Source organism: Terrabacter sp. NPDC000476 (assembly GCF_040300125.1).
Taxonomy (GTDB): domain Bacteria; phylum Actinomycetota; class Actinomycetes; order Actinomycetales; family Dermatophilaceae; genus Terrabacter.
Window position 1 is genome coordinate 803653 of record NZ_JBEPDF010000001.1, and the last position, 26487, is coordinate 830139.

Annotated in this window: 23 protein-coding genes; 12 read left to right on the forward strand and 11 right to left on the reverse strand. The window is 72.9% G+C overall.

Going from position 1 to position 26487, the window contains the following annotated elements; all coding sequences use genetic code 11:
* Nucleotides 1-88: 88 nt before the first annotated feature.
* Nucleotides 89-871: a hypothetical protein gene (locus tag ABT295_RS03755; protein WP_352393067.1), complete on the reverse strand. Its 783-nt coding sequence runs from the start codon at nt 869-871 to the stop codon at nt 89-91.
* Complete coding sequence (locus tag ABT295_RS03760; protein ID WP_352393068.1) at nt 868-2115, reverse strand: hypothetical protein; 1248 nt, start codon at nt 2113-2115, stop codon at nt 868-870. Before ABT295_RS03760 ends, ABT295_RS03755 begins: the two co-directional genes overlap by 4 nt.
* 139 nt (nt 2116-2254) lie before the next feature.
* Here ABT295_RS03760 and ABT295_RS03765 point away from each other — a divergent pair, with 139 nt between their 5' ends.
* Nucleotides 2255-3391 carry a DmpA family aminopeptidase gene (locus ABT295_RS03765; protein WP_352393069.1) on the forward strand — a complete coding sequence of 379 codons (1137 nt, stop codon included), beginning with the start codon at nt 2255-2257 and terminating at the stop codon, nt 3389-3391.
* Between the two features lie 98 nt (nt 3392-3489).
* Here ABT295_RS03765 and gcvT read toward each other — a convergent pair whose 3' ends face one another.
* Nucleotides 3490-4608 carry a glycine cleavage system aminomethyltransferase GcvT gene (gene gcvT, locus ABT295_RS03770; RefSeq protein WP_352393070.1) on the reverse strand — a complete coding sequence of 373 codons (1119 nt, stop codon included), beginning with the start codon at nt 4606-4608 and terminating at the stop codon, nt 3490-3492.
* 162 nt (nt 4609-4770) lie between these two features.
* On the opposite strand from gcvT, the gene ABT295_RS03775 reads away from it, so the two are divergent.
* Nucleotides 4771-6240, forward strand: coding sequence for a leucyl aminopeptidase (locus ABT295_RS03775; protein ID WP_352393071.1), 1470 nt, complete (start codon nt 4771-4773; stop codon nt 6238-6240).
* A gap of 184 nt (nt 6241-6424) precedes the next feature.
* Here ABT295_RS03775 and ABT295_RS03780 read toward each other — a convergent pair whose 3' ends face one another.
* Both ABT295_RS03780 and ABT295_RS03785 read right to left on the reverse strand, forming a co-directional pair.
* Nucleotides 6425-6613 carry a DUF5302 domain-containing protein gene (locus ABT295_RS03780; RefSeq protein WP_352393072.1) on the reverse strand — a complete coding sequence of 63 codons (189 nt, stop codon included), beginning with the start codon at nt 6611-6613 and terminating at the stop codon, nt 6425-6427.
* Between the two features lie 144 nt (nt 6614-6757).
* Nucleotides 6758-7123: a hypothetical protein gene (locus ABT295_RS03785; protein ID WP_352393073.1), complete on the reverse strand. Its 366-nt coding sequence runs from the start codon at nt 7121-7123 to the stop codon at nt 6758-6760.
* A gap of 289 nt (nt 7124-7412) precedes the next feature.
* Between ABT295_RS03785 and lpdA the strand changes: the two genes are divergently transcribed.
* The 3 genes from lpdA to ABT295_RS03800 are packed head-to-tail and all read left to right on the forward strand — an operon-like array spanning nt 7413 to nt 11619.
* Nucleotides 7413-8792 carry a dihydrolipoyl dehydrogenase gene (lpdA, locus tag ABT295_RS03790; protein WP_352393074.1) on the forward strand — a complete coding sequence of 460 codons (1380 nt, stop codon included), beginning with the start codon at nt 7413-7415 and terminating at the stop codon, nt 8790-8792.
* A gap of 31 nt (nt 8793-8823) precedes the next feature.
* Nucleotides 8824-10662 carry a 2-oxoglutarate dehydrogenase, E2 component, dihydrolipoamide succinyltransferase gene (sucB, locus tag ABT295_RS03795; protein WP_352393075.1) on the forward strand — a complete coding sequence of 613 codons (1839 nt, stop codon included), beginning with the start codon at nt 8824-8826 and terminating at the stop codon, nt 10660-10662.
* A 48-nt stretch (nt 10663-10710) separates the two neighbouring features.
* Complete coding sequence (locus ABT295_RS03800; protein ID WP_352393076.1) at nt 10711-11619, forward strand: TIGR01777 family oxidoreductase; 909 nt, start codon at nt 10711-10713, stop codon at nt 11617-11619.
* Here ABT295_RS03800 and ABT295_RS03805 read toward each other — a convergent pair.
* Complete coding sequence (locus ABT295_RS03805; protein WP_352393077.1) at nt 11597-13153, reverse strand: protein kinase domain-containing protein; 1557 nt, start codon at nt 13151-13153, stop codon at nt 11597-11599. The two genes, ABT295_RS03800 and ABT295_RS03805, sit on opposite strands and share 23 nt — an antisense overlap.
* A 253-nt stretch (nt 13154-13406) precedes the next feature.
* A complete protein-coding gene (locus tag ABT295_RS03810) occupies nt 13407-14477 on the reverse strand; it encodes a Gfo/Idh/MocA family protein (protein ID WP_352393078.1) in 1071 nt (356 codons plus the stop codon).
* Between the two features lie 36 nt (nt 14478-14513).
* Between ABT295_RS03810 and lipB the strand changes: the two genes are divergently transcribed.
* The 5 genes from lipB (at nt 14514) to ABT295_RS03835 (ending at nt 19154) form a co-directional block, all read left to right on the forward strand.
* Nucleotides 14514-15173, forward strand: coding sequence for a lipoyl(octanoyl) transferase LipB (gene lipB / locus ABT295_RS03815; RefSeq protein ID WP_352393079.1), 660 nt, complete (start codon nt 14514-14516; stop codon nt 15171-15173).
* A 54-nt stretch (nt 15174-15227) separates the two neighbouring features.
* A complete protein-coding gene (locus tag ABT295_RS03820; RefSeq protein WP_352393080.1) occupies nt 15228-16190 on the forward strand; it encodes an ABC transporter ATP-binding protein in 963 nt (320 codons plus the stop codon).
* Complete coding sequence (locus ABT295_RS03825; protein WP_352393081.1) at nt 16187-17263, forward strand: ABC transporter permease subunit; 1077 nt, start codon at nt 16187-16189, stop codon at nt 17261-17263. Before ABT295_RS03820 ends, ABT295_RS03825 begins: the two co-directional genes overlap by 4 nt.
* Nucleotides 17264-17385: 122 nt before the next feature.
* Nucleotides 17386-18411 (forward strand): lipoyl synthase, encoded by a 1026-nt coding sequence (gene lipA / locus ABT295_RS03830; RefSeq protein ID WP_352393082.1) that lies wholly within the window; start codon nt 17386-17388, stop codon nt 18409-18411.
* 5 nt (nt 18412-18416) lie between these two features.
* A complete protein-coding gene (locus ABT295_RS03835; protein WP_352393083.1) occupies nt 18417-19154 on the forward strand; it encodes a DUF4191 domain-containing protein in 738 nt (245 codons plus the stop codon).
* Nucleotides 19155-19245: 91 nt separating this feature from the next.
* On the opposite strand, the gene ABT295_RS03840 is transcribed toward ABT295_RS03835, so the two are convergent.
* On the reverse strand, nt 19246-19728 hold the full coding sequence (locus ABT295_RS03840) for an RDD family protein (protein WP_352393084.1): 483 nt from the start codon (nt 19726-19728) through the stop codon (nt 19246-19248).
* A 229-nt stretch (nt 19729-19957) separates the two neighbouring features.
* On the opposite strand from ABT295_RS03840, the gene glnA reads away from it, so the two are divergent.
* Both glnA and ABT295_RS03850 read left to right on the forward strand, forming a co-directional pair.
* Nucleotides 19958-21382 (forward strand): type I glutamate--ammonia ligase, encoded by a 1425-nt coding sequence (gene glnA / locus ABT295_RS03845; RefSeq protein WP_352393085.1) that lies wholly within the window; start codon nt 19958-19960, stop codon nt 21380-21382.
* 230 nt (nt 21383-21612) lie between these two features.
* Nucleotides 21613-22227, forward strand: a complete 615-nt coding sequence (locus ABT295_RS03850; RefSeq protein ID WP_352393086.1) for an excalibur calcium-binding domain-containing protein — start codon at nt 21613-21615, stop codon at nt 22225-22227.
* Between the two features lie 191 nt (nt 22228-22418).
* Here the strand turns inward: ABT295_RS03850 and glpD are convergent, their stop codons facing one another.
* From glpD to ABT295_RS03865, 3 genes are read right to left on the reverse strand one after another with little or no spacing between them, the layout of a single operon-like run.
* Nucleotides 22419-24128 (reverse strand): glycerol-3-phosphate dehydrogenase, encoded by a 1710-nt coding sequence (gene glpD / locus ABT295_RS03855; RefSeq protein ID WP_352393087.1) that lies wholly within the window; start codon nt 24126-24128, stop codon nt 22419-22421.
* Nucleotides 24125-25759, reverse strand: coding sequence for a glycerol kinase GlpK (glpK, locus tag ABT295_RS03860; RefSeq protein WP_352393088.1), 1635 nt, complete (start codon nt 25757-25759; stop codon nt 24125-24127). The genes glpD and glpK overlap by 4 nt, the downstream gene beginning before the upstream one ends.
* Complete coding sequence (locus ABT295_RS03865) at nt 25753-26478, reverse strand: TSUP family transporter (RefSeq protein ID WP_352393089.1); 726 nt, start codon at nt 26476-26478, stop codon at nt 25753-25755. The genes glpK and ABT295_RS03865 overlap by 7 nt, the downstream gene beginning before the upstream one ends.
* Nucleotides 26479-26487: the final 9 nt, after the last annotated feature.

The following is a 26487-nucleotide window of genomic DNA, read 5'->3' on the forward strand; positions in this document are numbered from 1 at the left end:
CGATCCGCGCAGCCGAGCCGAGTGACCACTCGACCGACAAGGACCCGCAAACGCTGGCCTTTCGACGGTTGGGGTTGGGGGGAAGGGTTCAGCGGTGGAGGCGGGCGGCCACTCGCGCGGGGAGGCGGCTGCGCCAGTCGGCGCGCGGGGCGTCACGGCGCGCCTCCGCGATGCGCTGGGTGCGGGCGCGCTCGACCGACGGCACGGCCAGGGTAGGCCACGGCTCGGTGCGGCCCGCGGCGCGCGCGAGCACGAGGTCGGCCAGCTCGGGGTTGAGCGCCAGCAACGGCCCGTGCAGCCGCGTGCCGATCACGGATCCGGCGAGCACGCCCTCGGTCACGTGCCCGGACGCGTCCTCGGTGCGGTTGCCCGCCCCGAGCTCGAGGGTGAAGAGCGCCGGCGCGCCGTCCTCGCGGACCGTGCGCAGGTCGTTGGCCTCCCAGCCGGTGAGGGCCGGGAGCGACAGCGCGGCGTCGGGGCGCGTGACGACGGTGCCGGTGGCCTCGGCGGCCGGCTCGACCGTGACCGGCGCGAGGCCCAGCCCCTGCCGGCGCGTGCCCGACGCGTCGACCCAGGAGCGCGAGACCGCGTCGAGCCCGGCGTCGACCGCGAGCAGCAGCGCGCCGTCGGTGACCCGCCGGGCGAGGTCGGTGGACGTCAGCGCCTCGACGAGGGCGCCGACGCCGCCGCGCCCGGTGCCGCCGACGAGGTAGACGTCGGCCTCGACGAAGGAGTCGGCGCGGTCGACGGTGACGGTCTCGACCGTGATGCCACGGGCGGCGCCACGGCGCACGAGCGCCGTCGCGTTGGCCTCGTCGGCCGCGGCGACCGTGGCGAGCGGGAAGAGCGTGGCGACGACGAGCCGGCTCACGGGGTGCCTCCTCGGAACTGCTTGGAGATGCGTCGGAAGGCCGGGTAGTTGCAGGCCACCATCACCTCGCCGGGGGGCTGAGTGCGCAGCGCCGACGCGATGTCGGGCGCCTCGACCGGGTGGACGCCGGCCGCCTCGAGGATCGCGACGGCGTCGGCGGTGCGCCCGCCCGTGACCCCGACCCGCTGACCGGCGAGCCGCTCGAAGGGCGCCTCCCACATCGTCGCGGTGTCCTTGGGCCCGAACGGGTCGACGGCGAGGACGAGCGGACGGCCCGTCGAGACCGACACGTCGATGGCCTCTGCCCATCCGGCCGGGTTCTTCAGCATGAGCAGCCGGGCCACGTGGTCGCCGAGCCGTTGGGGGGCGTACCGCCCGTCGACGTCGGCGACGGCGCTGACGCGCTCGGCGGCGGCCGCCACGTCGACCCCGAGGGCGTCGGCCGCGGCGAGCGCGAAGGCGCCCCCGACGGGACCCGTGCGGCCCGGCACGGTGACCTCGACGCGGGTGCGCCGGCCGTCGTGCTCGACCGCCCACCCGTCGCCGTCGGGCACGACCGTCCAGTCGGGCGTGGGCCGCTCGCGACCGCAGCCCGGGCAGCTCCACGACTCCGCGGTGAACTCCTGGATCGAGCCGCAGGCCGGGCAGACGAGGGCGTCCCCGCGCCAGTAGAGGCCACCGGTGACACCGACGACGCGTGGTGCGGTCTCGAAGGCCCACGTGACGAGGGGGTCGTCGACGTTGACGATGGCGACGCAGTCGGAGGGCAGGGCGGCGGCCGTGCGGCGCCAGTGCTCGAGGGTGCTCTTCAGCGAGACGCCGCGCGTGTACTCCCGCGAGGAGTTGAGCACGACGACGGCGCGGGGGCGGGTGCCCCGGGCCACCGGCTCGAGGTAGACCTCGTCGACCTCGAGGGCCGCGAGCCCGGAGGTGCGGTCGCCCGAGAGCGCGGTGACGATGCCGTCGGTCATGTTGGCGCCTGTCGTGTTGCTGACGACGTCGCCGCCCGGCGAGATGGCCGCGGCGACGAGGGCCGTGACGGTGCTCTTGCCGTTGGTGCCGGTGACGAGCACGCTGCGCCGCTCACCCGCCACGGCGCGCAGCACGCCGGGGTCGACGCGCAGGGCCAGCCGACCGCCGATCATCGAGCCGGAGCCCTTGCCGAGGGCCTTCGAGAGACGGCCCGCGGACCGTCCGGTCGCCAACGCCAGTCGGGCGCGGAGCGGATCGCGTGCGTCGGACAAAAGCGGTTACCCTTCTCGACATCGTCGGTCGCGTCGCCAGTCGGCGAGGGACGACCGCGCGGTGACAGGCCAGATCGACAAGCCAGATGGTAGCCGCAGTCCCGGTCGTCCCGGCCTGCGGGTGGACGAGGAGAAGACCGTGCGAGCCTCCGACGTCGGGATCGAGATCGGGACGGGCGAGTCGGGTCCGCTGAACGCCATCACCGACGTCGCGGGCGTCCGCGTCGGCTACAGCACCATCGTGCAGGGCGACGGCGAGATGACGGTCGGCGGGGGGCCGGTGCGCACGGGCGTCACGGTCGTGCTCCCCCACGGCGGCCGCGCGTCGACCGAGCCGGTCTTCGCCGGCTACCACCGGCTCAACGGCTTCGGCGAGCTGACCGGCCTCGAGTGGCTGCACGAGTCGGGCATGCTCTCGAGCCCGATCGCCCTGACCAACACCGACAGCGTCGGCATCGTGCGCGACTCCCTCATCGCCCGCGAGACGCGCGTGCCGGGCCGGATGCCCATCATGCTGCCCGTCGTGGGCGAGACGTGGGACGGCATCCTCAACGACATCAGCGGCCAGCACGTGCGGCGCGAGCACGTGTACGAGGCGTTCGACGACGCCCGCACGGGCGCCATCGCCGAGGGGAACGTCGGCGGCGGCACGGGCACGCAGTGCTACGGCTTCAAGGGCGGCACCGGCACCGCGTCGCGGGTCGTCGACCTCGGCGACCGGCACTTCACGGTGGGCGTGCTCGTCCAGGCGAACCACGGTGATCGCAAGCACTTCGAGGTGAACGGCGTGCCGGTCGGGCACGTGCTGCCGAAGAAGGTCGTGCCCTTCCCGCGGTCGTCGGAGATCACCCGGGTGCCGCCGCCGGGCACCGGTTCGGTGCTCGCGGTCGTGGCCACCGACGCGCCGCTGCTGCCGCACCAGCTGAACCGCCTGGCCCAGCGCGCGGGCCTCGGCATCGCCAAGTTCGGGGCGCGCGGCGACAACTACTCCGGCGACCTCATGATCGCGTTCTCCACGGCCGCGCACGGCATGCCCGACCAGGGCCCGGGCGCCCGCACCGAGATCGGCATGCAGGTCGAGATGCTCGCGCTCGAGTACTTCGACGCCATGTTCGGCGCGGTCATCGAGGCGACGGCGGAGGCGATCCTCAACGCCATGCTGCAGGCCGAGACGATGGTCGGCCGCGACGGCCTGACGATCCACGCCCTCGACGGCGAGCGCCTCGCGGGCATCCTCGACCGCCACGGCCGGCGGAAGTTCTCGCTGCGCCCCTGACGCACGGCGGCTAGGGCACGTCACCAACTGCCACCACGAGGTATGCCGGCCGGCGCACGTGGGTGCGCAGGCCGGCATACCTTGTGGCGCAGTCGAACTCAGCTCGCGCGGACCTGCACCTTCACGAACGGCGGCTTGACGACCGTGGCCTCGACGGCGCGGCCGCGCACGTCGATCTCGACGGTCTCGCCGTCGGCGATCCCCGGCTCGAGCAGGGCGAGCGCGATGCCCTGCTTGAGGGTCGGCGAGAAGGTGCCGGAGGTGACCTCGCCGGCCGCCGCACCGTGCGACGACACGGTGCAGTGGGCGCGCGGGATGCCACGGCCGGTCACGAGCAGGCCGCGCATGAGCCGGGTCGGGTTGGCGCGCTCGAACTCGAGGGCGGCCTTGCCCCAGAAGGTGTCCTTTTTCCAGCCGACCGCCCAGCCGGCGCGGGCCTGCACCGGCGAGATCTGCAGCGAGAGGTCCTGCCCGTGCAGCGGGTAGCCCATCTCGGTGCGCAGCGTGTCGCGCGCGCCGAGGCCGCAGGGCTTGCCGTCGAAGGTCGCGATCGCGTCGACGAGCGCGTCCCAGAGGGCCGGCGTGTCGTCCCAGCGGGGCACGAGCTCGTAGCCGCGCTCCCCCGTGTAGCCGGTGCGGCAGACGATGACGGGCGCGCCGTTCCAGTCGGCCTCGACGAACGACATGTAGTCGTGGCCGGTCGGCAGCCCGAGCGACTCGAGCACCTCGTCGCTCTTCGTCCCCTGCACGGCGAGCACGCCGTAGTCATGGTGCAGGTTCGTCACCGTGATGCCCTCGGGCGCGGCGGCCTGCAGGCGGCGCACCACCTCGGCGGTGTTGGCGGCGTTGGGGATGAGGAAGACGTCGTCGTCGGCCTTGAGGTAGACGATGAGGTCGTCGACGACGCCACCGGCCTCGTCGCAGCACATCGTGTACTGCGCCGAGCCGGGCTGGATGCGGCGCACGTCGTTGGTCAGGCACGCGTTGACGAAGTCGGCCGCACCGGGGCCCGTGACCGAGGCCTTGCCGAGGTGGCTCACGTCGAAGACACCGACGCGCTCGCGCACCGCGGTGTGCTCGGCGACGACGCCGCCGCCCGGGTACTCGATCGGCATGTCCCAACCGCCGAAGTCGGCCATCTTCGCGCCGAGGGCGACGTGGCGGTCGTGCAGGGGTGAGGTGAGCGGGGCGGTCGTCCCCGACGTCTCTGTCGTCATGAGCGCCAACCTACCGCCCGCCGGGTGGGCCACCGACGCTCGTTATCATCGAACGCCGTCACCCGGCAGCCTCCGCACGCACCCGTGCACCCCGCCCCTCGACGCACGCCGATCGACCCCGGACCCGTGCGCCCCGGAAGCACCTCGACAAAGGAGTCCTTCGTGGCCAACCTGACCATCTCGAACCGCTCGGCCGCCGACACGCCGGGCGACGCGCTCGTGATCGCCCTCGTCAGCGGCGAGCCCACCGCAGCGCTCGCCCCGGGGCACGGCCTCCCGCGCAAGACGGTCGCGCACCTCAAGTCCGTCGTGGCCGACCTCGAGCTGACCGGGAAGGTCGGCGAGGTGACCTCGCTCGCCGCCGTGCCGGAGGTCGCCGCCAGGATCGTCGTGCTGGCGGGCGTCGGGGCGCTCTCGGCCGAGGCGTCGGCGCTCGAGGACGTCCGCAAGGGCATGGGCGCCGCACTGCGCTCGCTGAGCAAGCGCAAGAAGGTCGCCGTCGTCGTGCCGGGCACCTCCGTCGAGCTCGTGGCCGCGGTCGCCGAGGGCGTGGCGCTGGGGGCGTATGCCGTGTCCAAGGCCGGCGCGACGAGCACCGACGCCGTCGCGGCCGTCGCCCTCGTCGGCCCCGCCGACGCCGCGTCGCGCAAGGCCGTCAAGCGCGCCGCCGCCCTGGGCGAGGCCGTCGCCTACACCCGCGACCTCGTCAACCTCCCGCCCAACCTGCTCTACCCCGAGACGTTCGTCGACTCGCTCGCCGACCGGGTCAAGGGCACCAAGGTCAAGCTCAAGTCCTACGACATGAAGGCGCTGCGAGCCGGCGGCTTCGGCGGCACGGTGGCCGTCGGGCAGGGATCCGCGAACGACCCGCGCATCGCGGTGCTCAGCTACACCCCGTCGCGACCCAAGGCCTCGATCGCGTTCGTGGGCAAGGGGATCACGTTCGACTCGGGCGGCCTCTGCATCAAGCCGGCCACCGGCATGCTGACGATGAAGTGCGACATGGCCGGCGCGGCCGCCGTGGCCGGCGCCGTGCTCGCCATCGCCGAGCTCGGCCTGCCCATCGCCGTCACGGGCTACCTCGGCCTGGCCGAGAACATGCCGAGCTCGTCGGCCTACCGCCCCAGCGACGTCGTGACGATGCGCGGCGGCAAGACCGTCGAGGTGCTCAACACCGACGCCGAGGGCCGCATGGTGCTCGGCGACTGCATCGCGCTCGCGTCGGAGTCGACGCCGGACGCCATCGTCGACATCGCGACGCTCACCGGCGCCCAGGTGGTCGCGCTCGCGAACACCGCTGCGGTCATGGGCAACGACGAGGCGTTCCGCACCCGCGTGCTCGACGCGGCCGCGTCGGTCGGCGAGGCCGCGTGGCCGATGCCGCTCCCGACCGAGCTGCGTGCCGGCCTCGACTCGATGAACGCCGACCTCGCCCACAAGGGCGGCGCCGAGGGCGGCATGCTGACGGCCGGCATCTTCCTCGGGGAGTTCGTCGGCGAGGGCATCCCGTGGAGCCACGTCGACATCGCCGGCCCGGCGTTCAACGACAAGGCCCCCACGGGCTACTGGCCCAAGGGCGGCACCGGCTTCGGCGTGCGCACCCTCGTCGGCGTCGCCGAGTCCTACGTCTGACCCACCCGCGGGCCGCACCTGCGGGCCGGGCGGACGCTCACGGCACACGCACGCCGACCGACACCGTCGAGAGGCCGCGTCTTGCGGGTCCGGGAACGTCGAAGGGCCAGAACGCGTCGCGCGTTCTGGCCCTTCGACGTGGAGGCACCCGCACGGGATGGCCTCTCGACGGTCTGAGCTGCGGTCAACCGCCGGACTTGCGGCGGAACATCTGCTGGGCCTTGGCCGGGCCGTGCGCGCCGTGCACCTTGCTGCGGTCGTGGTCGTCGGCGACGTCCTTGCCGCCGTGCGCGTGCTTCTTGTCGAGCGCGGCCCGGAACTTGGCCTTCATCTCCTCGCTCGGACCGCTCGATGCGTCATCCTGCTTCGACATCCGCCAACCTCCTGTTGTGCCGTGGCGCCGGATCCGGCACGCACTGTTCGGGTTTCACCCTGTCAGCCGTTGCGGTCGGGGTCCACCCCATTTGCCGGCGGGGCGCCTCCGGTTCGCGTCGGGGACCCGGCGGCCGGTGGCTGCTCAGGCGTCGCCGCGCCGGCGCCGCTTGCTCCACTCGCGCATCCGGTTGGGGTAGCCGGTCTGGTTGACGTCGTAGACGGGGACGCCGAGCTTCTGGCTGATGCCGAAACCGTCCTTGGGCGAGCCGACGGCCCGGCGCGTCCACTCCCCGTCCCAGGCGATGAGGACGATGGTCGTCGTCGTGATGCTCGTGGCCGGCTCGACGTACGCCTCGACGCCGCGCTTGGACTCGACGAAGGCACGCAGGTGCTCCTCCACGGCCTTGCGGTCGATCTGCATCTGCGGCCCGTCGGAGCGACCCGGACGACCGTTGCCCGACTCGCGGCGGCGTGAGAACCAGCCCATGGCGGCACTGTACGTGCTCATCGCCCCGTCACACCGTGACCCGGCCATGAGCACGCCATGAGCTCGCCATGAGTCCGCCGTGCGCGCCGTGAGCACGAACCCGGCGGCGCGGGCACCGGGCCCGCTTGCGGGCCGGGCGGCGCGGAGCCGCGGAGGCACGCGCGCAGACCTTCGCGGACGCGCGCGGACCTGCCTGTGACGTCCCGGGGGATCAATGACAAGATGCAGGTGCACGTCCCCTTTGCACCTCCCCGCCCTCCCGCCCCACCCCGGCCGGAGGCGGGCGATCCCCATGAAGGAGCACATCCACATGTCGGCTGACGCCGCAGGCGACTACGACGTCGTCATCCTCGGTGGGGGCTCGGGCGGCTACGCCTGCGCCCTCCGGTCGGCAGAGCTGGGGCTCTCGGTCGCGCTCGTCGAGAAGGGCAAGCTGGGCGGCACCTGCCTGCACCAGGGCTGCATCCCGACCAAGGCGCTGCTGCACGCCGCCGAGGTCGCCGACGTCGCCCGCGAGGGCGCGCAGTTCGGGGTGCACACGACGCTCGAGTCGGTCGACATGCCCGGCGTCAACGCCTACAAGGACGGCGTCATCAGCCGCCTGCACAAGGGCCTTCAGGGCCTGGTCAAGTCGGCGAAGATCGACTACGTCGAGGGCTCCGGCCGGCTCGACGGACCCACCACCGTCGTCGTCGGGGACCGTCGCCTGACGGGCCGCAACGTCGTGCTCGCCACGGGCAGCTACGCGAAGACGCTGCCCGGGCTCGAGATCGGCGGCCGCATCATGACGAGCGAGCAGGCGCTCTCGATCGACCACGTGCCCGACCGCGTCGTCGTGCTCGGCGGCGGGGTCATCGGGGTCGAGTTCGCCTCCGTCTTCAAGAGCTTCGGGTCGGAGGTGACGATCGTCGAGGCGCTGCCGCGGCTCGTCGCCGCCGAGGACGAGGCGATCAGCAAGCAGCTGGAGCGGTCGTTCCGCAAGCGCAAGATCGTCTTCAAGACCGGTGTCCGCTTCGCGGGCGCCACGCAGCAGGGTGACGTCGTCACGGTCTCGCTCGAGTCGGGCGAGACGATCGAGGCCGACCTGCTGCTCGTCGCCGTCGGTCGCGGGCCCGTGACCGAGGGCCTCGGCTACGAGCAGGCCGGCGTCACCGTCGACCGCGGCTTCGTGCCGACCGACGAGCGCCTGCGCACCGGCGTCCCCGGTGTGTATGCCGTCGGCGACATCGTGCCCGGGCTCCAGCTCGCGCACCGTGGCTTCGCCCAGGGCATCTTCGTCGCCGAGGAGATCGCAGGCCTCGCGCCGGCGCCCATCGACGAGAGCGGCATCCCGCGCGTCACGTACTGCGACCCCGAGATCGCGAGCGTCGGCCTCACCGAGGCGCAGGCGCGCGACAAGCACGGCGACGTCGCGACGTACGAGTACAACCTCGGCGGCAACGGCAAGTCCCAGATCCTCGGCACCCAGGGCTTCGTGAAGCTCGTGCGCCAGGTCGACGGGCCGGTCGTCGGGGTGCACATGATCGGCGCGCGGATGGGTGAGCAGATCGGAGAGGGGCAGCTCATCGTCAACTGGGAGGCCCACCCCGAGGACGTCGCGGGTCTCATCCACGCGCACCCCACACAGAACGAGGCACTCGGCGAGGCACACTTGGCCTTGGCGGGTAAGCCCCTGCACGCACACGCTTGAGCCAGAAACTGGGAAGAGGAGAAAACACGTCATGTCAGAACGCGTGACCATGCCGGCCCTGGGTGAGTCAGTCACCGAGGGGACCGTCACCCGCTGGCTGAAGAACGTCGGTGACCGCGTCGAGGTCGACGAGCCGCTGCTCGAGGTCTCGACCGACAAGGTCGACACCGAGATCCCCTCCCCCGTGGCGGGAACGCTGCAGGAGATCCTCGCCCAGGAGGACGACACCGTGCCCGTCGGCGCCGACCTCGCCGTCATCGGCGACGGTGCCGCCCCGTCCGGTGGCGAGGACGCGCCCGCCTCCGAGTCGGCCTCCGAGCCGGCCCAGGCCGAGGAGTCCGCTCCCGCGCCCGAGGCGCCGAGCACCGAGCAGGAGCCCCAGGCCGCCACGAGCGAGCCCGAGGCCGACGCGGCGAAGAAGCCGCAGGCCGAGGCGTCCGCCTCGAGCGGTGGCGACGGCCAGACCGTGACGATGCCGGCCCTCGGCGAGTCGGTCACCGAGGGCACCGTGACGCGGTGGCTCAAGGCCGAGGGCGACGACGTCGCCGTCGACGAGCCGCTCCTCGAGGTCTCGACCGACAAGGTCGACACCGAGATCCCCTCCCCGGTCGCCGGAAAGCTGACGAAGATCCTTGTCCAGGAGGACGACACCGTGCCCGTCGGCGCCGACCTCGCCGTCATCGGCGGGTCGGCTCCTGCTGCGCCGGCCGAGAAGGCGCCGGAGCCCGAGAAGGCTCCCGAGCCGGAGAAGGCCCCCGAGCCGGAGAAGGCCCCGGAGAAGGCCCCGGAAACCGCGAAGGCCCCCGCGCAGGAGAAGCCGGAGGAGGCCGCGCAGGAGGCTGCCGGCAAGCCCGCCGACGCCGAGCGCCCACCGGCCCAGCAGTCCCCCGAGGCGGCCGCCCCCGCACCGGCCCCGTCGCGTGACGATGCCGCCGCCTACGTCACGCCCCTGGTGCGCAAGCTCGCCGCCCAGCACGGCGTCGACCTGGGCTCGGTCACGGGCACCGGTGTCGGTGGCCGCATCCGCAAGCAGGACGTGCTCGACGCGGCCGAGGCCGCCAAGGCCGCCCAGGCTCCGGCGGCCGCACCCGCCCCGGCCCAGCCCGCCGCCGCCGCGCCCGCGGCTCCGGCCGCGAGCGCTCCGGCCTCCGGCGAGGTCTCCCCGAAGCGCGGCACGCGCGAGAAGATGACGCGCCTGCGCAAGGTCATCGCGACGCGCATGGTCGAGTCGCTGCAGGTCTCGGCGCAGCTGACGACCGTCGTCGAGGTCGACCTGACGAAGGTGGCGCGCCTGCGCGCCAAGGTCAAGGGCGACTTCGAGGCACGTGAGGGCACGAAGCTCAGCTTCCTGCCGTTCCTCGCGCTCGCCGCCACCGAGGCGCTCAAGGCGCACCCGATGGTCAACGCGAGCATCGAGGGCGACGAGATCGTCTACCACGGCAGCGAGAACCTCTCCATCGCGGTCGACACGGAGAAGGGCCTCATCGTCCCCGTCGTGAAGAACGCCGGAGACCTCAACATCGCCGGGCTCGCCCGCGCGATCGCCGACGTCGCGGCCCGCACGCGGAGCAACAAGATCACGCCGGACGACCTCGCCGGTGGCACCTTCACCATCACCAACACCGGCAGCCGTGGTGCGCTCTTCGACACGCCGATCATCAACCAGCCGCAGGTCGCCATCCTCGGCACCGGTGCGATCGTCAAGCGTCCGGTCGTCGTCACGGACGCCGACGGCGGCGAGACGATCGCCATCCGCTCGATGATGTACCTCGCGCTGTCGTACGACCACCGCATCGTCGACGGCGCCGACGCCGCGCGCTTCCTCGGCACGATGAAGGCGCGACTCGAAGAGGGCCGCTTCGAGGCCTGAGCACCACCCACCGCATCGCCGAACGCCCTCGGGCAGCAGGAGCAGCACATGACGAAGCGCGTCGCCATCACCGGATCCTCCGGTCTGATCGGCGGCGCGCTTCGCCGTCATCTCACCGAGCGGGGTGACGAGGTGGTCCGCCTCGTGCGGCACGCCCCCGGCGCGCCCGACGAGGTGCAGTGGGACCCCGCCCAGGGGCGGCTCGACGAGGCTGCCCTCGACGGGGTCGACGCCGTCGTCAACCTCGCAGGGGTCGGCATCGGCGACCGTCGCTGGACCGACGCCCACAAGCACGAGGTCGAGCGCTCGCGCACCGACGCCACCGGCACCGTGGCACGCGCGCTCGTGGCCCACTGTGAGCGCACCGGCGCCGCGATCCGACTCGTCAACGCCTCGGCCGTCGGTTACTACGGCGACCGCGGCGACGACGTGCTCACGGAGGCGAGCGCCCCCGGCAGCGACTTCCTCGCCGGCGTCGTGACGCGCTGGGAGGGCGCGGCCCAGCCCGCCGTCGACGCCGGCATCCCGACCGCCTTCACCCGCACGGGCCTCGTCATGGCCCCCGACGGCGGCGCCTTCTCCCAGGTGGTGCTGCTCGGCAAGCTCGGCCTCGGGGGGCCCATGGGCTCCGGCCGCGAGTGGTGGCCGTGGATCACCCTTGTCGACGAGGTGCGGGCGCTGACCCACCTCGTCGACCACGCCGAGCTCGTCGGTCCGTTCAACCTCACCGCGCCCCATCCGGCGCGCCAGAAGGAGATCGCGGCGGCCATCGGGGCGGAGCTGCGGCGTCCCGCCTTCCTCCCCGCTCCCCGCCTCGCCCTGCGCGCGGTCGTCGGCGAGTTCGCCGACTACATCATCGCCAGCCAGCGCGTCGAGCCCTCGGCGCTGCTGGCCTCGGGGTTCACCTTCGAGCACCCCGACCTCGCCGGCGCCGTCAGGTGGCTGGTGGGGCACTGACCGACCGGAGCCGCCACCCCTGCGCTCCGCGCACCACCGTGAAGTCGAGGCGCTCCCCCGCGTCGGCCGGCCTCGTCGTCACGCTCCCGTCGCTCCCCAGCACGACGTATGCCGTCCAGTCGACCCGTGCGCGCAGCACCGCCCGCGTCGACGAGCCCCCCACGTAGGTCGCCTCGGCCACCTGCAGGCGCAGCCGTTGCCAACGCAGACCGGAGCGGACGAGCTCGGAGACCAGCGCCCGGTCGGCCGCCTCGCTCGGCGAGCCGGTGGCGTCGACGGCGGCGAGCCCGGCGGGGTCCCGGCTGGCGAGCGCGGTCGCGCGCCGGTCGCTCAGCACCTGGAGGAGGTCCTCCGGGCTGCGGGCGGGGGCCGACACGGCGCGCAGCAGCGCCTCGGGCGACCCGACCGGTGACGCCACCGGTGACGCGACCGGTGACGGTGACGCGCGTGGCACCGGAGACCCCCGCGCGGGAGGCGCGGCGGACCTGCCACCGGACGACCCCACGGACGACCCCACGGACACCAGCCCGGGCGTCGCGGTGACGGACGAAGCCACACCCGGCGTCGGTGCCACGGCGGACCCGCCCGGCTCCCGGGCGACGGCCGCCCAAGCGAGACCCGCGAGGACCAGCGCCGCGACGAGGGGCGCGAGCCACCTCCGGCGCCGCCGGGCAACACGTCGTGGCGACGGGGGGTCGGCCCGCGCCTGGGCCCGTAGTCGGTGGGTCAGCGCGGCAGCGCCGTCATCGCCCAGCACGACCTCGACCGGCTCGGCGGGCACGTCCTCCCAGCACCACCGCGCGAGCTCGGCCGCCGACGGACGCAGGTCCGGGTCGGGGTCGAGGCACGCGGCGACGAGCGGACCGAGCTCCGGGCCGACATGGCTCGCGACGGTCTGCGGGTCGAGGCGCTGCAGCGTGTCGGGGGCACCGTTGCCCGTGACGCAGAACCACGCGAGCGCCCCCAGGGCGTAGACGTCGGAGGCCTCGCTCGGCTCGCCGCCCAGACGCAGCTCGGGTGCCACGAACCCCGGAGTGCCGACCACCTCGCCCTCGGGCTGCCCCGCGAGCCGGGCCGAGCCGAGGTCGAGCAGGACGGGGCGGCCGTCCGGGGTGACGAGGACGTTGCCCGGCGAGAGGTCGGCGTGCAGGCCGCCGGCCGCGTGCACGGCCGCGACGGCCTCGCAGACCGGTGTGACGACCGTGACGACCTCACCCGGACGCAGGTGACCCCGCGCGCGGACCAGGGCGTGCAGCTGCACGCCCCGGACGAGGTCGAAGACGAGCGCGACGCGACCGTCGGCGAGGGGCACGACCGAGCGGAGCGGCACGAGGTGGTCGTGGCGCACCGCCATCAGCACGTGCTGCTCCGCCGCCGAGCACGACGGCGTCGGGTCACCCGCCCCGCCCGTGCCGGGGTCCGGCGCGCGACGGGACACCTTGAGGGCGACGGGCCGCCCGGCCGCGTCGCGGCCCGACCACACCACCGCCGACGAGCCGATGCCCACGACGCCCTCCACGACGTGGCCGGGCACGTCCGGCGGCTCCGGCTCGTGATCCCGCTCCCCGTCACGCGGTCCCCAGGTGCCCGATCCCCGGGCACCCGACGTCCGGGTGCCCGACGTCCAGGCGTTCGCAATCACGGCGTCGGTCGGGCTCCCCTCGTGGCTCACCCCTCCATGGAAGCAGCGCGGGCAGGGCGCGCGAGCGCGTCGTCCACAGGCCCGCGGACCCGGGCGGACGGCATACCGCCTCGGTGACGGACGGGGCGGTGCCCGGGGCGAGCGCTCAGGGGGTCTCGCCGGGGGTCACGACGTCGACGACCCGGCGGTCACGCGCGCTGATCCGCGCGGCGTCGAGCACGGCGAGGACGTGGACCGCGTCACGCGGGTCGACCGGCATGGCCGACTGCGGGTCGGCGGACCCGAGCGCGCCCGCGACGGCGCGGTAGAAGTCGGCCTGGTCCGCGTCGGTGACGACGGGCCCGCGCTCGCGTTCGTCGCCACGCACGATCCAGCCCACCGCGTCGCCGTCGTTCTCGAACTCGGTGAAGGAGCTGACGTCGTCGACCTGGCGGCCGATGACGAACGAGCCCGACGAGCCGCTGACCCGGGCGCGCGGTCCCGGCGAACCGTTGACCGAGCTCGCCATGACGTGGCTGACGACGCCCGAGGTGTGGTGGCACGCGAGGAAGGTGTCGTCCTCGGCGGTCGTCGTGCGCGCGTCGAGCTCGGCGTAGACCGACTCGACCTCACCGTGCAGCAGCACCGCCTGGTCGACGAGGTGGGTCTGCAGGTCGAGGAGCAGCCCGCCGCCCTCCTCCGGTGACACCTGCTCGCGCCACCGCTGCTTCGGCACGGGACGCCAACGGTCCCAACGGTATTCGGCACGCCAGATCTCACCGACGAGGTCGTCGTCACGGACGATGCGCAGGGCCGCGAGCTCGGGGTCGAAGCGCCGGTTGTTGAAGACGGTGAGCGGCACGCCGTGGTGGCGGGCGAGGTCGACGACGCCGAGGGCCGCGCTCGCGTCGACGGCCAGCGGCTTGTCGACGACGAGCGGGATGCCGGCCTCGACGACCCGCTCCGCCTGCTCCGCGTGCACGCCGCTGGGTGAGGCGAGCACGACGAGGTCGAGACCCTCGACCGCGAGCAGCGTCTCGAGGTCGGGCACGACCTCGGCGCCCGGCAGGTCGGCGCGCACCTCGTCGGCCCGCTGCGCGTTCGACGTCGAGACGACCGCCACCTGCAGGCCCGCGCGGACGATGAGGGGGGCGTGGATCCCGCGGCCGGCCGAGCCGTAGCCGACCAGGCCGACGCGGAGGCTGGCAGGGGTGTCGGGCGACGCGGTGGGAGGCATTCCGGCATCGTATGCCGCCCGGCGTAGGGTGACGCCATGCGCTTCGTGCACCTCGGCCTCGACCCCGACCTCGTCGACTACGAGCACGCCTGGCAGGTGCAGCGCGACACCCACGCGAAGGTCGTCGCGGGCGAGGAGCCCGACACCGTCTACCTCCTCGAGCACCGTGCGGTCTACACGGCGGGCAAGCGCACCGAGCCGCAGGAGCGCCCGACCGACGGCACCCCGGTCATCGACGTCGACCGCGGCGGCAAGATCACCTGGCACGGCCCCGGCCAGATCACCGGCTACCCCATCGTGCGGCTGCCCGCCCCGATCGACGTCGTCGGCTACGTGCGGCACCTCGAGGAGATGATGATCCGCGTCTGCGCCGACTTCGGCGTCGAGGCCGGCCGCGTCGCCGGCGAGAGCGGCACGTGGATCGCCGCCGACGACCGCGGGCCACGGCGCAAGATCGGTGCCATCGGCATCCGGGTGAGCCGGCAGGTCGCGATGCACGGCTTCGCCTTCAACTGCAACCCCGACCTGTCGTGGGGCGAGGTCATCATCCCGTGCGGCATCGTCGGTGCCGGGGTCACCTCGCTCTCCTTCGAGCTCGGCCGCGACGTGCCCGTCACGGAGGTGCTGCCGCACGTCGAGAAGCACCTCGCCGACATCCTGCCGACCCTGCGGCCGAACCAGCGCGTCGCCACCTGACCCGCCCCGTCCCGCCCCTAGGGTGTGCTCAAACCGAGCCTCAGGGGAGAAGCGATGGACGCAGCGGTCCGCACGGTCAACTTGCGCAAGACGTATCTGAGCCGCACCACGAGGCGGGTCGCCGTCCAGGGCTTGTCGATGACGGTGCCCCTCGGCGGGGTCCACGGGTTCCTCGGCCCGAACGGCAGCGGTAAGACGACGACGATCCGCATGCTGCTCGGCCTCGCCCGGCCCGACTCCGGCACCGCCGAGGTGTTCGGCGAGTCGGTGCCCGACCGGCTCCCCCACGTCATCGACCGGGTGGGCGCCATCGTCGAGTCGCCGAAGTTCTTCCCCGCCTTCACGGCCCGGCAGAACCTCGTGCTGCTCGCGGGCGCCATCGGCAGCCCGCGATCGCGCGTCGACGAGGTGCTGGAGGCCACCCACCTCGGTGACCGGGGCCGCGACCGGTATGCCGGCTTCTCCCTCGGCATGAAGCAGCGCCTCGCCATCGCGGCCACGCTGCTCAAGGATCCCGACCTGCTCATCTTCGACGAGCCGACGAACGGGCTCGACCCTGCCGGCATCCGGGAGGTGCGCGACACCATGCGCTCGCTCGGCGCGCAGGGCAAGACTGTCCTCGTGAGCTCGCACATCCTGGCCGAGGTCGAGCAGGTCGCCGACACGGTCTCGATCATCGGCCACGGCGCGCTGCTCGCCGAGGGGCACGTCGGCGACATCCTCGGCGGCGCCGGCGTCAGCCAGGTGCGCGTGGGCGTCGCGTCGCCCGACCGCGCCGCGACCGTGCTCGAGGCCGAGGGGTTCGGCGTGACGCGCGACGGTGCGCTGCTGCTCGTCGGCACCGACGACCCCGCCGCGGTCACCCGGTCGCTCGCGGGGCACGGGCTCTACGTCAGCGAGCTCGTGCCCGTGCGACCCGACCTCGAGTCGGCCTTCCTCGCCCTCACCGCCGACGAGGGGCTCGGCAGTGATGCCGACCGGCTCGCCGGTGGCCACTCGACGGGAGGCGCGGCATGAGCAGCACCCTCGTCTCGCCCGACTCGCGGCCGCGCACCGCGCGCCGACCCGGCGGCACGTCGTTCGTCGGGCTCGTCGGCGTCGAGCTGCGCCGCCTGTGGTGGCGCCGGCTCACGAAGGCCGTGCTCGTGGCGATCGTCGTCGTCATCGGTGTCGCCGGCTTCTCGATCTACAAGGACACCTCCCCCGAGAGCCTCGCCGAGCGCCTCGACGCCTACAGCCAGACGGTCAAGCAGATCGAGGCCGACCAGGCGAGCGTGACGCCCGAGCAGCGCGCCGAGCAGGTGGCCGCGTGCAAGGCGGACGAGGCGAAGTCGCAGCAGGACGGCGGGCTGGCCGACTTCGGCTGCGACCGCATCTTCTCGCCCCCGTCCCCGGCGGACTTCGGGCTCGTCAACACCACGCGTGACGCGGTCGTGCGCAGCATCGTCGTGGAGGGCTTCTACGTCTTCGGCTTCCTCGCCTTCATCCTCGGGGCGAGCTTCGTCGCCGCGGAGTTCGCGAGCGGCTCCATGGGCAACTGGCTGACCTTCCAGCCACGGCGGCTGCGGGTGGCGTCGGCCAAGCTCGTCGCCGCGACCGTCGGCGGGCTCGCCGTCGCTGCCCTCGTGACGGCCCTGTCGACGGCGCTGGCGGCCATGATCACGACGGTCAACCGGCCCGGCGCCGACCTCCCGCTCGCCGAGGCGCCCACCGACGGCTCCCTCGTGCAGGAGCTGCTCCGGATCAGCGCGGCCATCGCCCTCGGTGGCCTTGGCGGCGCCGCGATCGGCCTGCTGCTGCGCTCGACGGCCGGCGTCATCGGCGCCGTGCTCGGCTGGGCGGTCGTTATGGAGGGCCTCGTCGCGCAGGGGCTCGCGAACGGACGGCTGCAGCCGTGGCTCGTGCGCGCGAACCTCGACGCGTTCGTCCAGAACGGCACGACGTACTACGCCACGACGTGCGGCCCGGACGGCTGCTCCTCGACCCGGCTGCCGCTCTCGTACACGCACGGCTGGGTCTACCTGCTCGTCATCGCCGTGGTCGGGGTCGGCGCCGCCCTGGTCGCCTTCCGCCGCCGCGACGTCAGCTGACCCACGCCCGGGCGGCTCGGGCCGGCCCCGAGTACGGCCGTCCCCGAGCACGGCCGTGTCGAGGGTTGTCGGTGCCGGGGCGTAACCTGTGCGGAGTCGTAGATCCCGACCAAGGAGCCCGTGTGTCTGTCGTTCCCGACGGCCGTCGTCTGCTGCGCGTCGAGGCGCGCAACTCCGAGACCCCCATCGAGCGCAAGCCGTCCTGGATCAGGACGACGGCGAAGATGGGCCCGGAGTACACCGCGCTGCACTCGATGGTGAAGACCGAGGGCCTGCACACGGTGTGCCAGGAGGCCGGCTGCCCCAACATCTTCGAGTGCTGGGAGGACAAGGAGGCGACCTTCCTCATCGGCGGCGACGTCTGCACCCGGCGCTGCGACTTCTGCGACATCGCGACGGGCCGCCCCACGACCCTCGACCTCGACGAGCCCCGCCGCGTGGCCGAGTCGGTCGCCCGCATGGGCCTGCGCTACTCCACCGTGACCGGCGTGGCCCGCGACGACCAGCCCGACGGCGCGGCCGGCCTCTACGCCGAGACGATCCGCCAGATCCACCTGCTCAACCCGAACACGGGCGTCGAGATCCTCCCGCCCGACTTCGGCGCCAAGCCCGAGCTCGTGAGCCAGGTCTTCGACGCGCGTCCCGAGGTCTTCGCGCACAACCTCGAGACCGTGCCGCGCATCTTCAAGCGGATCCGCCCCGCGTTCACGTACGAGAAGTCGCTCAGGGTGCTGACCATGGCCCGCGAGGCCGAGCTCGTCACCAAGAGCAACCTCATCCTCGGCATGGGCGAGACCGACGCCGAGATCGAGGAGGCCATCCGCGACCTGCACGAGGCCGGCTGCGACATCCTCACCATCACGCAGTACCTCCGTCCGTCCAAGCTGCACCACCCGATCGACCGGTGGGTCAAGCCGGAGGAGTTCGTGCACTGGTCCGAGGTCGCCGAGGAGATCGGCTTCAAGGGCGTCATGGCCGGCCCGCTCGTGCGCTCGTCGTACCGCGCGGGTCGCCTCTGGGCGACCGCGATGCGCAAGTGGGGGCGCGAGATCCCGGCCCACCTGTCGCACCTGGCCGAGGCCGCCGAGTCCCCGGCCCGCCAGGAGGCGGCGTCGTTGGTGGCCCGCGCTCAGAGCGCCGTATCCTGAGCCCCATGGCACGCAACAAGAAGGACGGCGACGCGACGAGCGCGCCCCAGGAGAAGAAGCAGGGACGGCTGTCCCAGATCCGCGACGTCTACCGCGCCTCGAAGCAGGCGGACCCGGCCATCGGCTGGTTCATGCTGCTCGCGTTCCTCGTGGTGTTCGGGGTCCTGCTCGTCGTCGGCTTCCTCGTGAAGCTGCCCTGGATCTTCGGCATCTTCGGCGTGCTCTTCGGCATCCTCGCCGCGACGATCATCATGAGCCGGCGCGCCGAGCGGGCCGCGTACAGCCAGATCGAGGGCCAGGCCGGTGCCGCGGGCGCCGCGCTGACCTCGATCCGTCGCGGGTGGTACACCGACCGTGAGCCGGTCGCCGCAGACGTCGCCCGGCCGGGCGACATCAACTCGGCCGCCATGGTCTACCGCGCGCTCGGCCGCCCCGGCGTCGTCCTCGTCGGCGAGGGCCCGACCGCGCGCGTGCAGAAGCTGCTCGCCGCCGAGAAGAAGCGCGTCGAGCGCGTCGCCCCCGGCGTGCCGGTGACCACGCTGCGCGTGGGCTCCGGCGACGGCGAGGTGTCGCTGCCGAAGCTCGCCAGCAAGGTGCAGCGCCTCAAGCCCCAGATCACCAAGGACGAGATGGCCATGGTCAACAAGCGCCTCAAGGCGCTCGGTGGCCTCCGCGCCCCGCTGCCCCCGGGTGTCGACCCGATGCGCGCGCGGATGGACCGCAAGGCCCTGCGCGGCAAGTGATCCCGCCCGAAAGGGCACCCAACTCACGTATGCCGGAAGGCCAGGTTCGTGTCGAACCTGGCCTTCCGGCATACGTGCTCGGGGTGGTCGCTCAGCGGGTGCGCACGATGACGGTGTTGGGCACCTTGTCGTGCAGGCCGCGGCCGTCGCGGTCCCAGACGACCGCCGGCAGGAAGAGGGCGAGGAGCACCGTGCGCGCGAGGGCCTGGAGCGGCAGCACGCGCCCGCCGCCGAGCGAGCGCACCTGCAGGCCCATGATGCGGTGGCCGATCGTGAAGCCGACCGTGCCCACGAGCAGCAGGTGCATGACGGCGAAGACGCCGAGGACGACGAAGTTCTGGCCACCGGTGGCCGACGGCTGCGAGAACGGCAGCGGCACGGCGAACAGGCCGCGGGCGATCAGCGCCGCGATCGCCCAGTCGACGACCACGCCGACGAGCCGGATGCCGAACCCGGCCACCGACCCGGGTCCGCTCGGGGGCAGTCCGAGGTCGCGGCCGCGCCACTGCCCGTCGGTGTTCGTGCGGGCGCGCGGGCCCTCGAGCCACGAGCTGAAGTCTCTGCGGTCCACCACGGGTCCAGCGTAACGAGATCCGCGGCGTGTCCCCCGCCCGGCCCTGCCACGACCGTTGCCGGGACCTTGCCTGCGCCAGACCCGGCCGTAACACCCGCGAAACATGCGGGTCATGGCCGAGAAATCGGGGGTCGGTAGGGTCGACACCGACAGCACGAGGCCGTCCCACGATCTGCCGCGCTCCCCGGAGCCGGGCCGGAGCCGGTCTCGCCCCACATCAGGAGGTTGGATGTTCAGCTCAGCTGACGAGGTCCTCGCGTTCATCAAGGACGAGGACGTCAAGTTCGTCGACATTCGGTTCTGCGATCTGCCCGGTGTCATGCAGCACTTCAACGTGCCGGCTGAGTCGGTCGACGAGGACTTCTTCACCGTTGGTCAGATGTTCGACGGGTCCTCGATCCGCGGCTTCCAGGCCATCCACGAGTCCGACATGAAGCTCGTGCCGGACGTCCAGACGGCGTTCCTCGACCCCTACCGCGCCGAGAAGACGCTCGTCATGAACTTCTCGATCCTCGACCCCTTCACCGACGAGCGCTACAGCCGCGACCCGCGCAACATCGCGAGCAAGGCCGAGGAGTACCTCAAGTCGACCGGCATCGCCGACACCGCGTACTTCGGTGCCGAGGCCGAGTTCTACATCTTCGACGACGTGCGCTTCGAGACGAAGTCGAACGCGTCCTACTACTACCTCGACTCCATCGAGGCCGCGTGGAACACCGGCCGCGAGGAGGAGGGCGGCAACAAGGGCTACAAGACCCGCTACAAGGGCGGCTACTTCCCCGTCTCCCCCGTCGACCACTTCGCCGACTTCCGCGACAAGATCTGCCTCGAGCTCAAGGAGGTCGGTCTCAACGTCGAGCGCAGCCACCACGAGGTCGGCACCGCGGGCCAGATGGAGATCAACTACCGCTTCAACACGCTGCTCCACTCGGGCGACGACCTGATGAAGTTCAAGTACGTCGTCAAGAACTCGGCGTGGAAGCAGGGCCACACGGCCACCTTCATGCCGAAGCCGCTCTTCGGCGACAACGGCTCGGGCATGCACACGCACCAGTCGCTCTGGAAGGGTGGCGAGCCGCTCTTCTACGACGAGCGCGGCTACGGCGGCCTGTCGGACCTCGCCCGCTGGTACATCGGTGGCCTGCTCAAGCACGCCCCGTCGCTGCTCGCGTTCACGAACCCGACGGTCAACTCCTACCACCGGCTCGTTCCGGGCTACGAGGCTCCCGTGAACCTCGTCTACTCCGCCCGCAACCGCTCGGCCTGCGTGCGCATCCCGATCACGGGCACCTCGCCCAAGGCGAAGCGCATCGAGTTCCGCGTGCCCGACCCGTCGGCCAACCCGTACCTGTGCTTCGCGGCGCAGCTGATGGCCGGCCTCGACGGCATCAAGAACCGCATCGAGCCGCCGGAGCCGGTCGACAAGGACCTCTACGAGCTGCCGCCCGAGGAGCACGCGGCGATCGAGCAGGTCCCGGGCTCGCTGCCCGCCGTCCTCGACGCGCTCGAGGCCGACCACGACTACCTCCTCGAGGGCGACGTGTTCACGCAGGACCTCATCGAGGCCTGGATCGAGTACAAGCGCAAGAACGAGGTCGACCCGATCCGCTTCCGCCCGCACCCGCACGAGTTCGAGATGTACTTCGACATCTGACGGAGCGAAGCGGAGTCAGATGTCGAACAGAAGACTCGGCGACATCTGACGGCGCGAAGCGCAGTCAGTCAACAGCAGCCCGGCCGGGAGGTTCTCCGGCCGGGCTGTCGTCGTGGACCGACGGCATCGCGGCCGGTCCTCGGTCACGGGTCCCTGTGGATTTGCCCATTCCGGAACCTCTGGCTCAGAGGCACCGTAGCCTCGTCGGACACATCGACCAGGGGGATGCCATGAACCGATACACCCGTGCCGCGGTGGCGGCGCTCATCGCCGTAGCCGCACTCGGAGGCTGCAGCACCACCGACGAGACGGCGGCCGTGCCGGTCGGCTTCGTCGACACCACACCGACGGAGCCGTTGATCCCGACCACGAGCACGACTACGGCCACCCAGTCGCCGTCGTCGACGCCGGCCGCTCCACCGGTGTCCGCGACCCCGGATGCCGCTGCCAAGGCAGCCGTGGCCGCGCAGCTCGCGTCGGCGGCACAGGCCAAGTCGCAAGCCGCGGCAGCCGCGAAGGCCAAGGCCGTGGCGAAAGCCAAGGCGGTCGCCAAGGCCAAGGCCGCCGCCAAGGCCAAAGCCGTCGCCGCAGCGAAGAAGAAGGCAGTCGCGAAGGCCAAGGCAGTCGCTGCCGCCAAGCAGAAGAAGGCCGCCGCCAAGAAGAAGGCAGCGGCGAAGGCTCGGGAGCAGGCGCGTGCCCGCGAGGCCGCGCGCCTCGCTGCCGCGGACGTCTACTACCAGAACTGCACCGCGGTGCGCGCAGCCGGCGCGGATCCCATCTACGCCGGACAGCCGGGCTACTCGCGCAAGCTCGACCGGGACGGTGATGGCGTCGCCTGCGAGTGACCAGCTCGAGACGCAGCAGCCCGGCCGGGAGGGTTCTCCGGCCGGGCTGATGTCGTCGTGGATGGGCCGACGGATGGAACTGCGGATGATCCTGCGCCGGGTGGGGTGATCACCACACGTGGCGCAGGTTCATCCGCAGCTCCATGCGCAGCTTCATCCGGGATGCCCGAGCGCCCGCGCAGGGCCTCGCCTCAGATGGCGGCGCGGGCCTCACGCGGGTCCGCGGCCGCTCGCCGGGCGGCGTCGGCCGCGCTGTCCTCGGCGTGCGTCTGCGAGTCCCGCTCGGCCCGCACCCGGTCGCCGTATGCCGCCAGCTCCCCCGCCCGCGTCGCGTCGTCCCAGCCGAGCACCTCGGCCATCACGGCAGCCACGGGCTCGGCGGCGCGCAGGCCGCGGTCGGCGACCTCGATGGAGATGCGCGTGCGGCGCGTCAGCACGTCGTCGAGGTGGAGGGCGCCCTCGTGGGTCACGGCATACCGGACCTCGGCGAGCAGGTAGTCGTCGGCGCCGTCGACGGGCCGCAGCAGCGCGGCGTCCGACCGGGTCGGCTCGAGCACCTCGTGCACGAGGCTGCCGTAGCGGTCGAGCAGGCGCCGCACGCGCCACGTCGGCAGCCCCCAGGCGTGCGCCAGCGACTCGAGGCTGTTGACGAGCGCGGCGTACCCCTCCGCACCGAGGATCGGCGTGCGGTCGGTGACCGACGGCGGCACCGGCCGGTCGAGGTCGAGCACGGCGGCGTCGACGGCGTCGCGCGCCATGACGCGGTACGTCGTGTACTTCCCGCCCGCGACGCTGACCAGGCCCGGCGACGGCCGGGCCACGGCGTGCTCGCGCGAGAGCTGGCTCGTCTGCTCCGACTCCCCCTCGAGCAGCGGCCGCAGGCCGGCGTAGACGCCGAGGATGTCGTCACGGGTCAACGGCGTGAGCAGCACCGAGTTCACCTGTGCCAGAACGTAGTCGATGTCCGAGCTGCTCGCCGCCGGGTGCGCCTTGTCGAGCTCCCAGTCGGTGTCGGTCGTGCCGACGAGCCACTGATTGCCCCAGGGGATGACGAAGAGCACCGACGTCTCGGTGCGCAGGATGAGACCGGTCTCGGAGTTGATCCGGTCGCGCGGGACGACGAGGTGCACGCCCTTCGAGGCGCGCACGCGGAAGCGCTCACGCGTGCCGGCCAGCTCCTGAACGTCGTCGGTCCAGACACCGGTGCAGTTGACGACGACCGAGGCCCGCACGGATGCCGTCCGGCCCGTCTCGACGTCGAGCAGCTGCGCCCCGACGACCCGTCCGCCGTCACGCTCGAGCGCCACGACCTTGGTCGACGTGCGCACCGTCGCGCCGTAGTGGGCCGCCGTGCGTGCGACGGTCAGGGTGTGGCGGGCGTCGTCGGCCTGCGCGTCGTAGTACTGCAGGGCACCGACGAGCGCGTCCGGGCGCAGCGCCGGGCACAGCGCGCGGGCACCGGTGCGGCTGAGGTGACGGTGGCGCGGCACGCTCGAGCGGCCCGCGAGGGTGTCGTAGAGCAGCAGCCCGGCCCCGACGTAGGGCCGCTCCCACCCGCGGTGCCGGAGCGGGTAGAGGAAGGGCACCGGGTGCACGAGGTGCGGCGCAAGACGGGTCAGCATGAGCTCGCGCTCGTGGAGCGCCTCGCGCACCAGCCCGACGTTCAGCTGCTCGAGGTAGCGCAGCCCGCCGTGGAAGAGCTTGCTCGAGCGCGACGACGTGCCGCTCGCGAGGTCGCGCATCTCGACGAGGGCGGTGCGCAGCCCGCGCGTGGCCGCGTCGAGCGCCACCCCGGCGCCGGTGACGCCGCCGCCGATGACGAGCACGTCGAACGGATCCTGCTGCAGCGCAGCCCAGCTCGCCTCCCGGTGGGCGGCGTCGATGGTCTCTTGCGTGCTCACACGCTCTCCTTCGTCAGGTCGTCGACCGTGGGTGCGGCCGTGTCGTCGGCCGCGGCCGGATGCTGCTCGGTGGCCACCCAGCCGAGGGAGCGGTCGACCGCACGGTGCCACTCACGCCACCGGGTGGTGGGCAGGTCGCTGTCGGCGCGCGGCTCCCAGCGTCGCCCGGTGCGCCACAGCTGCCGCAGCTCGTCGCGGTCGCGCCACAAACCGACCGCGAGACCGGCGGCGAAGGCGGCACCGACGGCCGTCGTCTCCACCACCTCCGGCGCGACCACCGGCACCTGCAGCGTGTCGGCCTGCAGCTGCATGAGCAGCGAGTTGGCGACCATGCCGCCGTCGACCCTCAGCTCGCGCAGGCCCGGACCCGAGCCGGATACGTCGTCGGCGCGAGTGTCCGACGCCATCGCGTCGGCCACCTCGCGCGTCTGGAAGCACGTCGCCTCGAGCGCCGCACGCACGAGGTGCGCCCGGCCCGTGTAGGCCGTGAGCCCGGTGATGGTGCCGCGGGCGTCGGGCCGCCAGCGGGGCGCGTAGAGCCCCGAGAACGCCGGCACGAAGTAGGCGCCGCCGCTGTCCTCGACCGAGCCGGCCAGGCTCTCCACCTCGCCGACGTCCCGCACGAGCTCGAGCCGGTCCCGCAGCCAGTGGATGAGCGAGCCGGCGACGGCCACCGAGCCCTCGAGGGCGTAGGTCGGCGGCTCGGCCCCGAGCCGGTAGGCCACCGTCGTGAGCAGGCCGTGCCGGCTGCGGACGGGACGGTCACCGGTGTTGGTCAGGAGGAAGCCGCCCGTGCCGTAGGTACACTTCGACGAGCCGGGCTCGAAGCAGGCCTGCCCGACGAGGGCGGCGTGCTGGTCACCCAGCGCGGCGGCGACCGGGACACCGGCCAGGGGTCCCGCCCGGTGCCCGAGCCCGTAGACCTCGGCCGAGCTGCGGATCTCGGGCAGCACCCGGAGCGGCACTCCCACCTGCTCGGCGAGCTCCGGGCTCCACGCGAGCGAGCGCAGGTCCATGAGCAGGGTGCGGGAGGCGTTCGTCACGTCGGTCACGTGCATCCCGCCGTCCGCGCCTCCCGTGAGGTTCCAGACGAGCCACGAGTCCACCGTCCCCGCGAGCAGCTCGCCGGCCTCGGCCCGCTCACGCGCGCCGTCGACGTGGTCGAGGATCCACGCGATCTTCGGGCCGGCGAAGTACGTCGAGGGCGGCAGCCCCGTCACGTCGCGCCACCGCTCCACGGCACCAGCCGTCGGGGCGAGGCGCCGGCACCGCGCCTCGGTGCGGGTGTCCTGCCAGACGATGGCGTCGTGCACCGGTCGTCCGGTCTCGCGCTCCCAGACGACCGCGGTCTCGCGCTGGTTGGCGACCCCGCAGGCCACGAGGTCACGCGCCTCCACGCCTGCGGCCGCGAGGGCCCGGCCCACGACGGTCAGGGTGTTGTCCCAGATCTCGAGGGGGTCGTGCTCGACCCACCCGGGCTGCGGGTAGTGCTGGGCGTGCTCGAGCTGGGCACTGCCCCGCACGACGGCGCGCTCGTCGAGCACCAGGCAGCGGGTGCTCGTCGTGCCCTGGTCGACGGCGGCCACGAAGCGCCCCCGGCCCGAGTCGGCCGGGGTCGGCGCGGTCACCACGAGAGCACCCCCTTGACGACCGTGAAGCACGCGCCGGTCAGGGCGAGACCGATGGCGAGCCGACGCGCGGCGGCGTGGTCGACGTGGCGCGAGAGCAGCTCACCGCATAGCAGCCCGACGGCGAGGGCGCCCAGCGAGACGAGCAGCGCCGTCGTGCCGATGCGCGGCAGCCCGCCCTTGGCCGCGAGCGAGGCGACGTTCGTGAAGATCGAGTAGAACTGGAACGTCGCGACGAACTTGCGGTGCTCCCAGTCGGTGCTGACGGCATACAGCACGATGGCGGGACCGCCGACGCCGGCGGTGACGTTCATGAAGCCGCTCGCGCCGCCGGCGGCGACCGCACCGCGGGTGCCCTTGAGCACGCGCGCCCGCGTGCTCAGCACGACCGCGCCGAGCGCGACGATGACGAGCGAGCCGATGACGACCATGAGCGGCGCGGGCGGCACCGTGCGGGCGACCCACGCCCCCAGGGGGATCGCGACGAGCGCGGGCACGGCGAGCAGGAGCCCGCGGCGCCACTCCGTGTCGCGCCAGTGCGCGACGAACACGACGAGGCTGACGATGAGTCCGAGCAGGTTCGCGAGCACGACCCCCTCGAACGGCCCGGCGACGAGCACGAGCAGGGGCGCGCAGACGAGCGCGAAGCCGATGCCCGTGACCCGCTGCGTCAGCGCGCCGGCCACGACGCCGAGCGGCAGCAGCACCAGCTCCGTCGTCACGAGCCGTTC

What these genes read in the sequence shown, in the direction of transcription:
- gcvT (WP_352393070.1), bottom strand. Translation starts at nt 4,608, where the DNA reads ATGACGACAGAGACGTCGGGGACGACCGCCCCGCTCACCTCACCCCTG.
- ABT295_RS03780 (WP_352393072.1), bottom strand. Translation starts at nt 6,613, where the DNA reads ATGTCGAAGCAGGATGACGCATCGAGCGGTCCGAGCGAGGAGATGAAG.
- ABT295_RS03785 (WP_352393073.1), bottom strand. Translation starts at nt 7,123, where the DNA reads ATGAGCACGTACAGTGCCGCCATGGGCTGGTTCTCACGCCGCCGCGAG.
- lpdA (WP_352393074.1), top strand. Translation starts at nt 7,413, where the DNA reads ATGTCGGCTGACGCCGCAGGCGACTACGACGTCGTCATCCTCGGTGGG.
- sucB (WP_352393075.1), top strand. Translation starts at nt 8,824, where the DNA reads ATGTCAGAACGCGTGACCATGCCGGCCCTGGGTGAGTCAGTCACCGAG.
- ABT295_RS03800 (WP_352393076.1), top strand. Translation starts at nt 10,711, where the DNA reads ATGACGAAGCGCGTCGCCATCACCGGATCCTCCGGTCTGATCGGCGGC.
- ABT295_RS03810 (WP_352393078.1), bottom strand. Translation starts at nt 14,477, where the DNA reads ATGCCTCCCACCGCGTCGCCCGACACCCCTGCCAGCCTCCGCGTCGGC.
- lipB (WP_352393079.1), top strand. Translation starts at nt 14,514, where the DNA reads ATGCGCTTCGTGCACCTCGGCCTCGACCCCGACCTCGTCGACTACGAG.
- ABT295_RS03820 (WP_352393080.1), top strand. Translation starts at nt 15,228, where the DNA reads ATGGACGCAGCGGTCCGCACGGTCAACTTGCGCAAGACGTATCTGAGC.
- ABT295_RS03825 (WP_352393081.1), top strand. Translation starts at nt 16,187, where the DNA reads ATGAGCAGCACCCTCGTCTCGCCCGACTCGCGGCCGCGCACCGCGCGC.
- ABT295_RS03835 (WP_352393083.1), top strand. Translation starts at nt 18,417, where the DNA reads ATGGCACGCAACAAGAAGGACGGCGACGCGACGAGCGCGCCCCAGGAG.
- glnA (WP_352393085.1), top strand. Translation starts at nt 19,958, where the DNA reads ATGTTCAGCTCAGCTGACGAGGTCCTCGCGTTCATCAAGGACGAGGAC.
- ABT295_RS03850 (WP_352393086.1), top strand. Translation starts at nt 21,613, where the DNA reads ATGAACCGATACACCCGTGCCGCGGTGGCGGCGCTCATCGCCGTAGCC.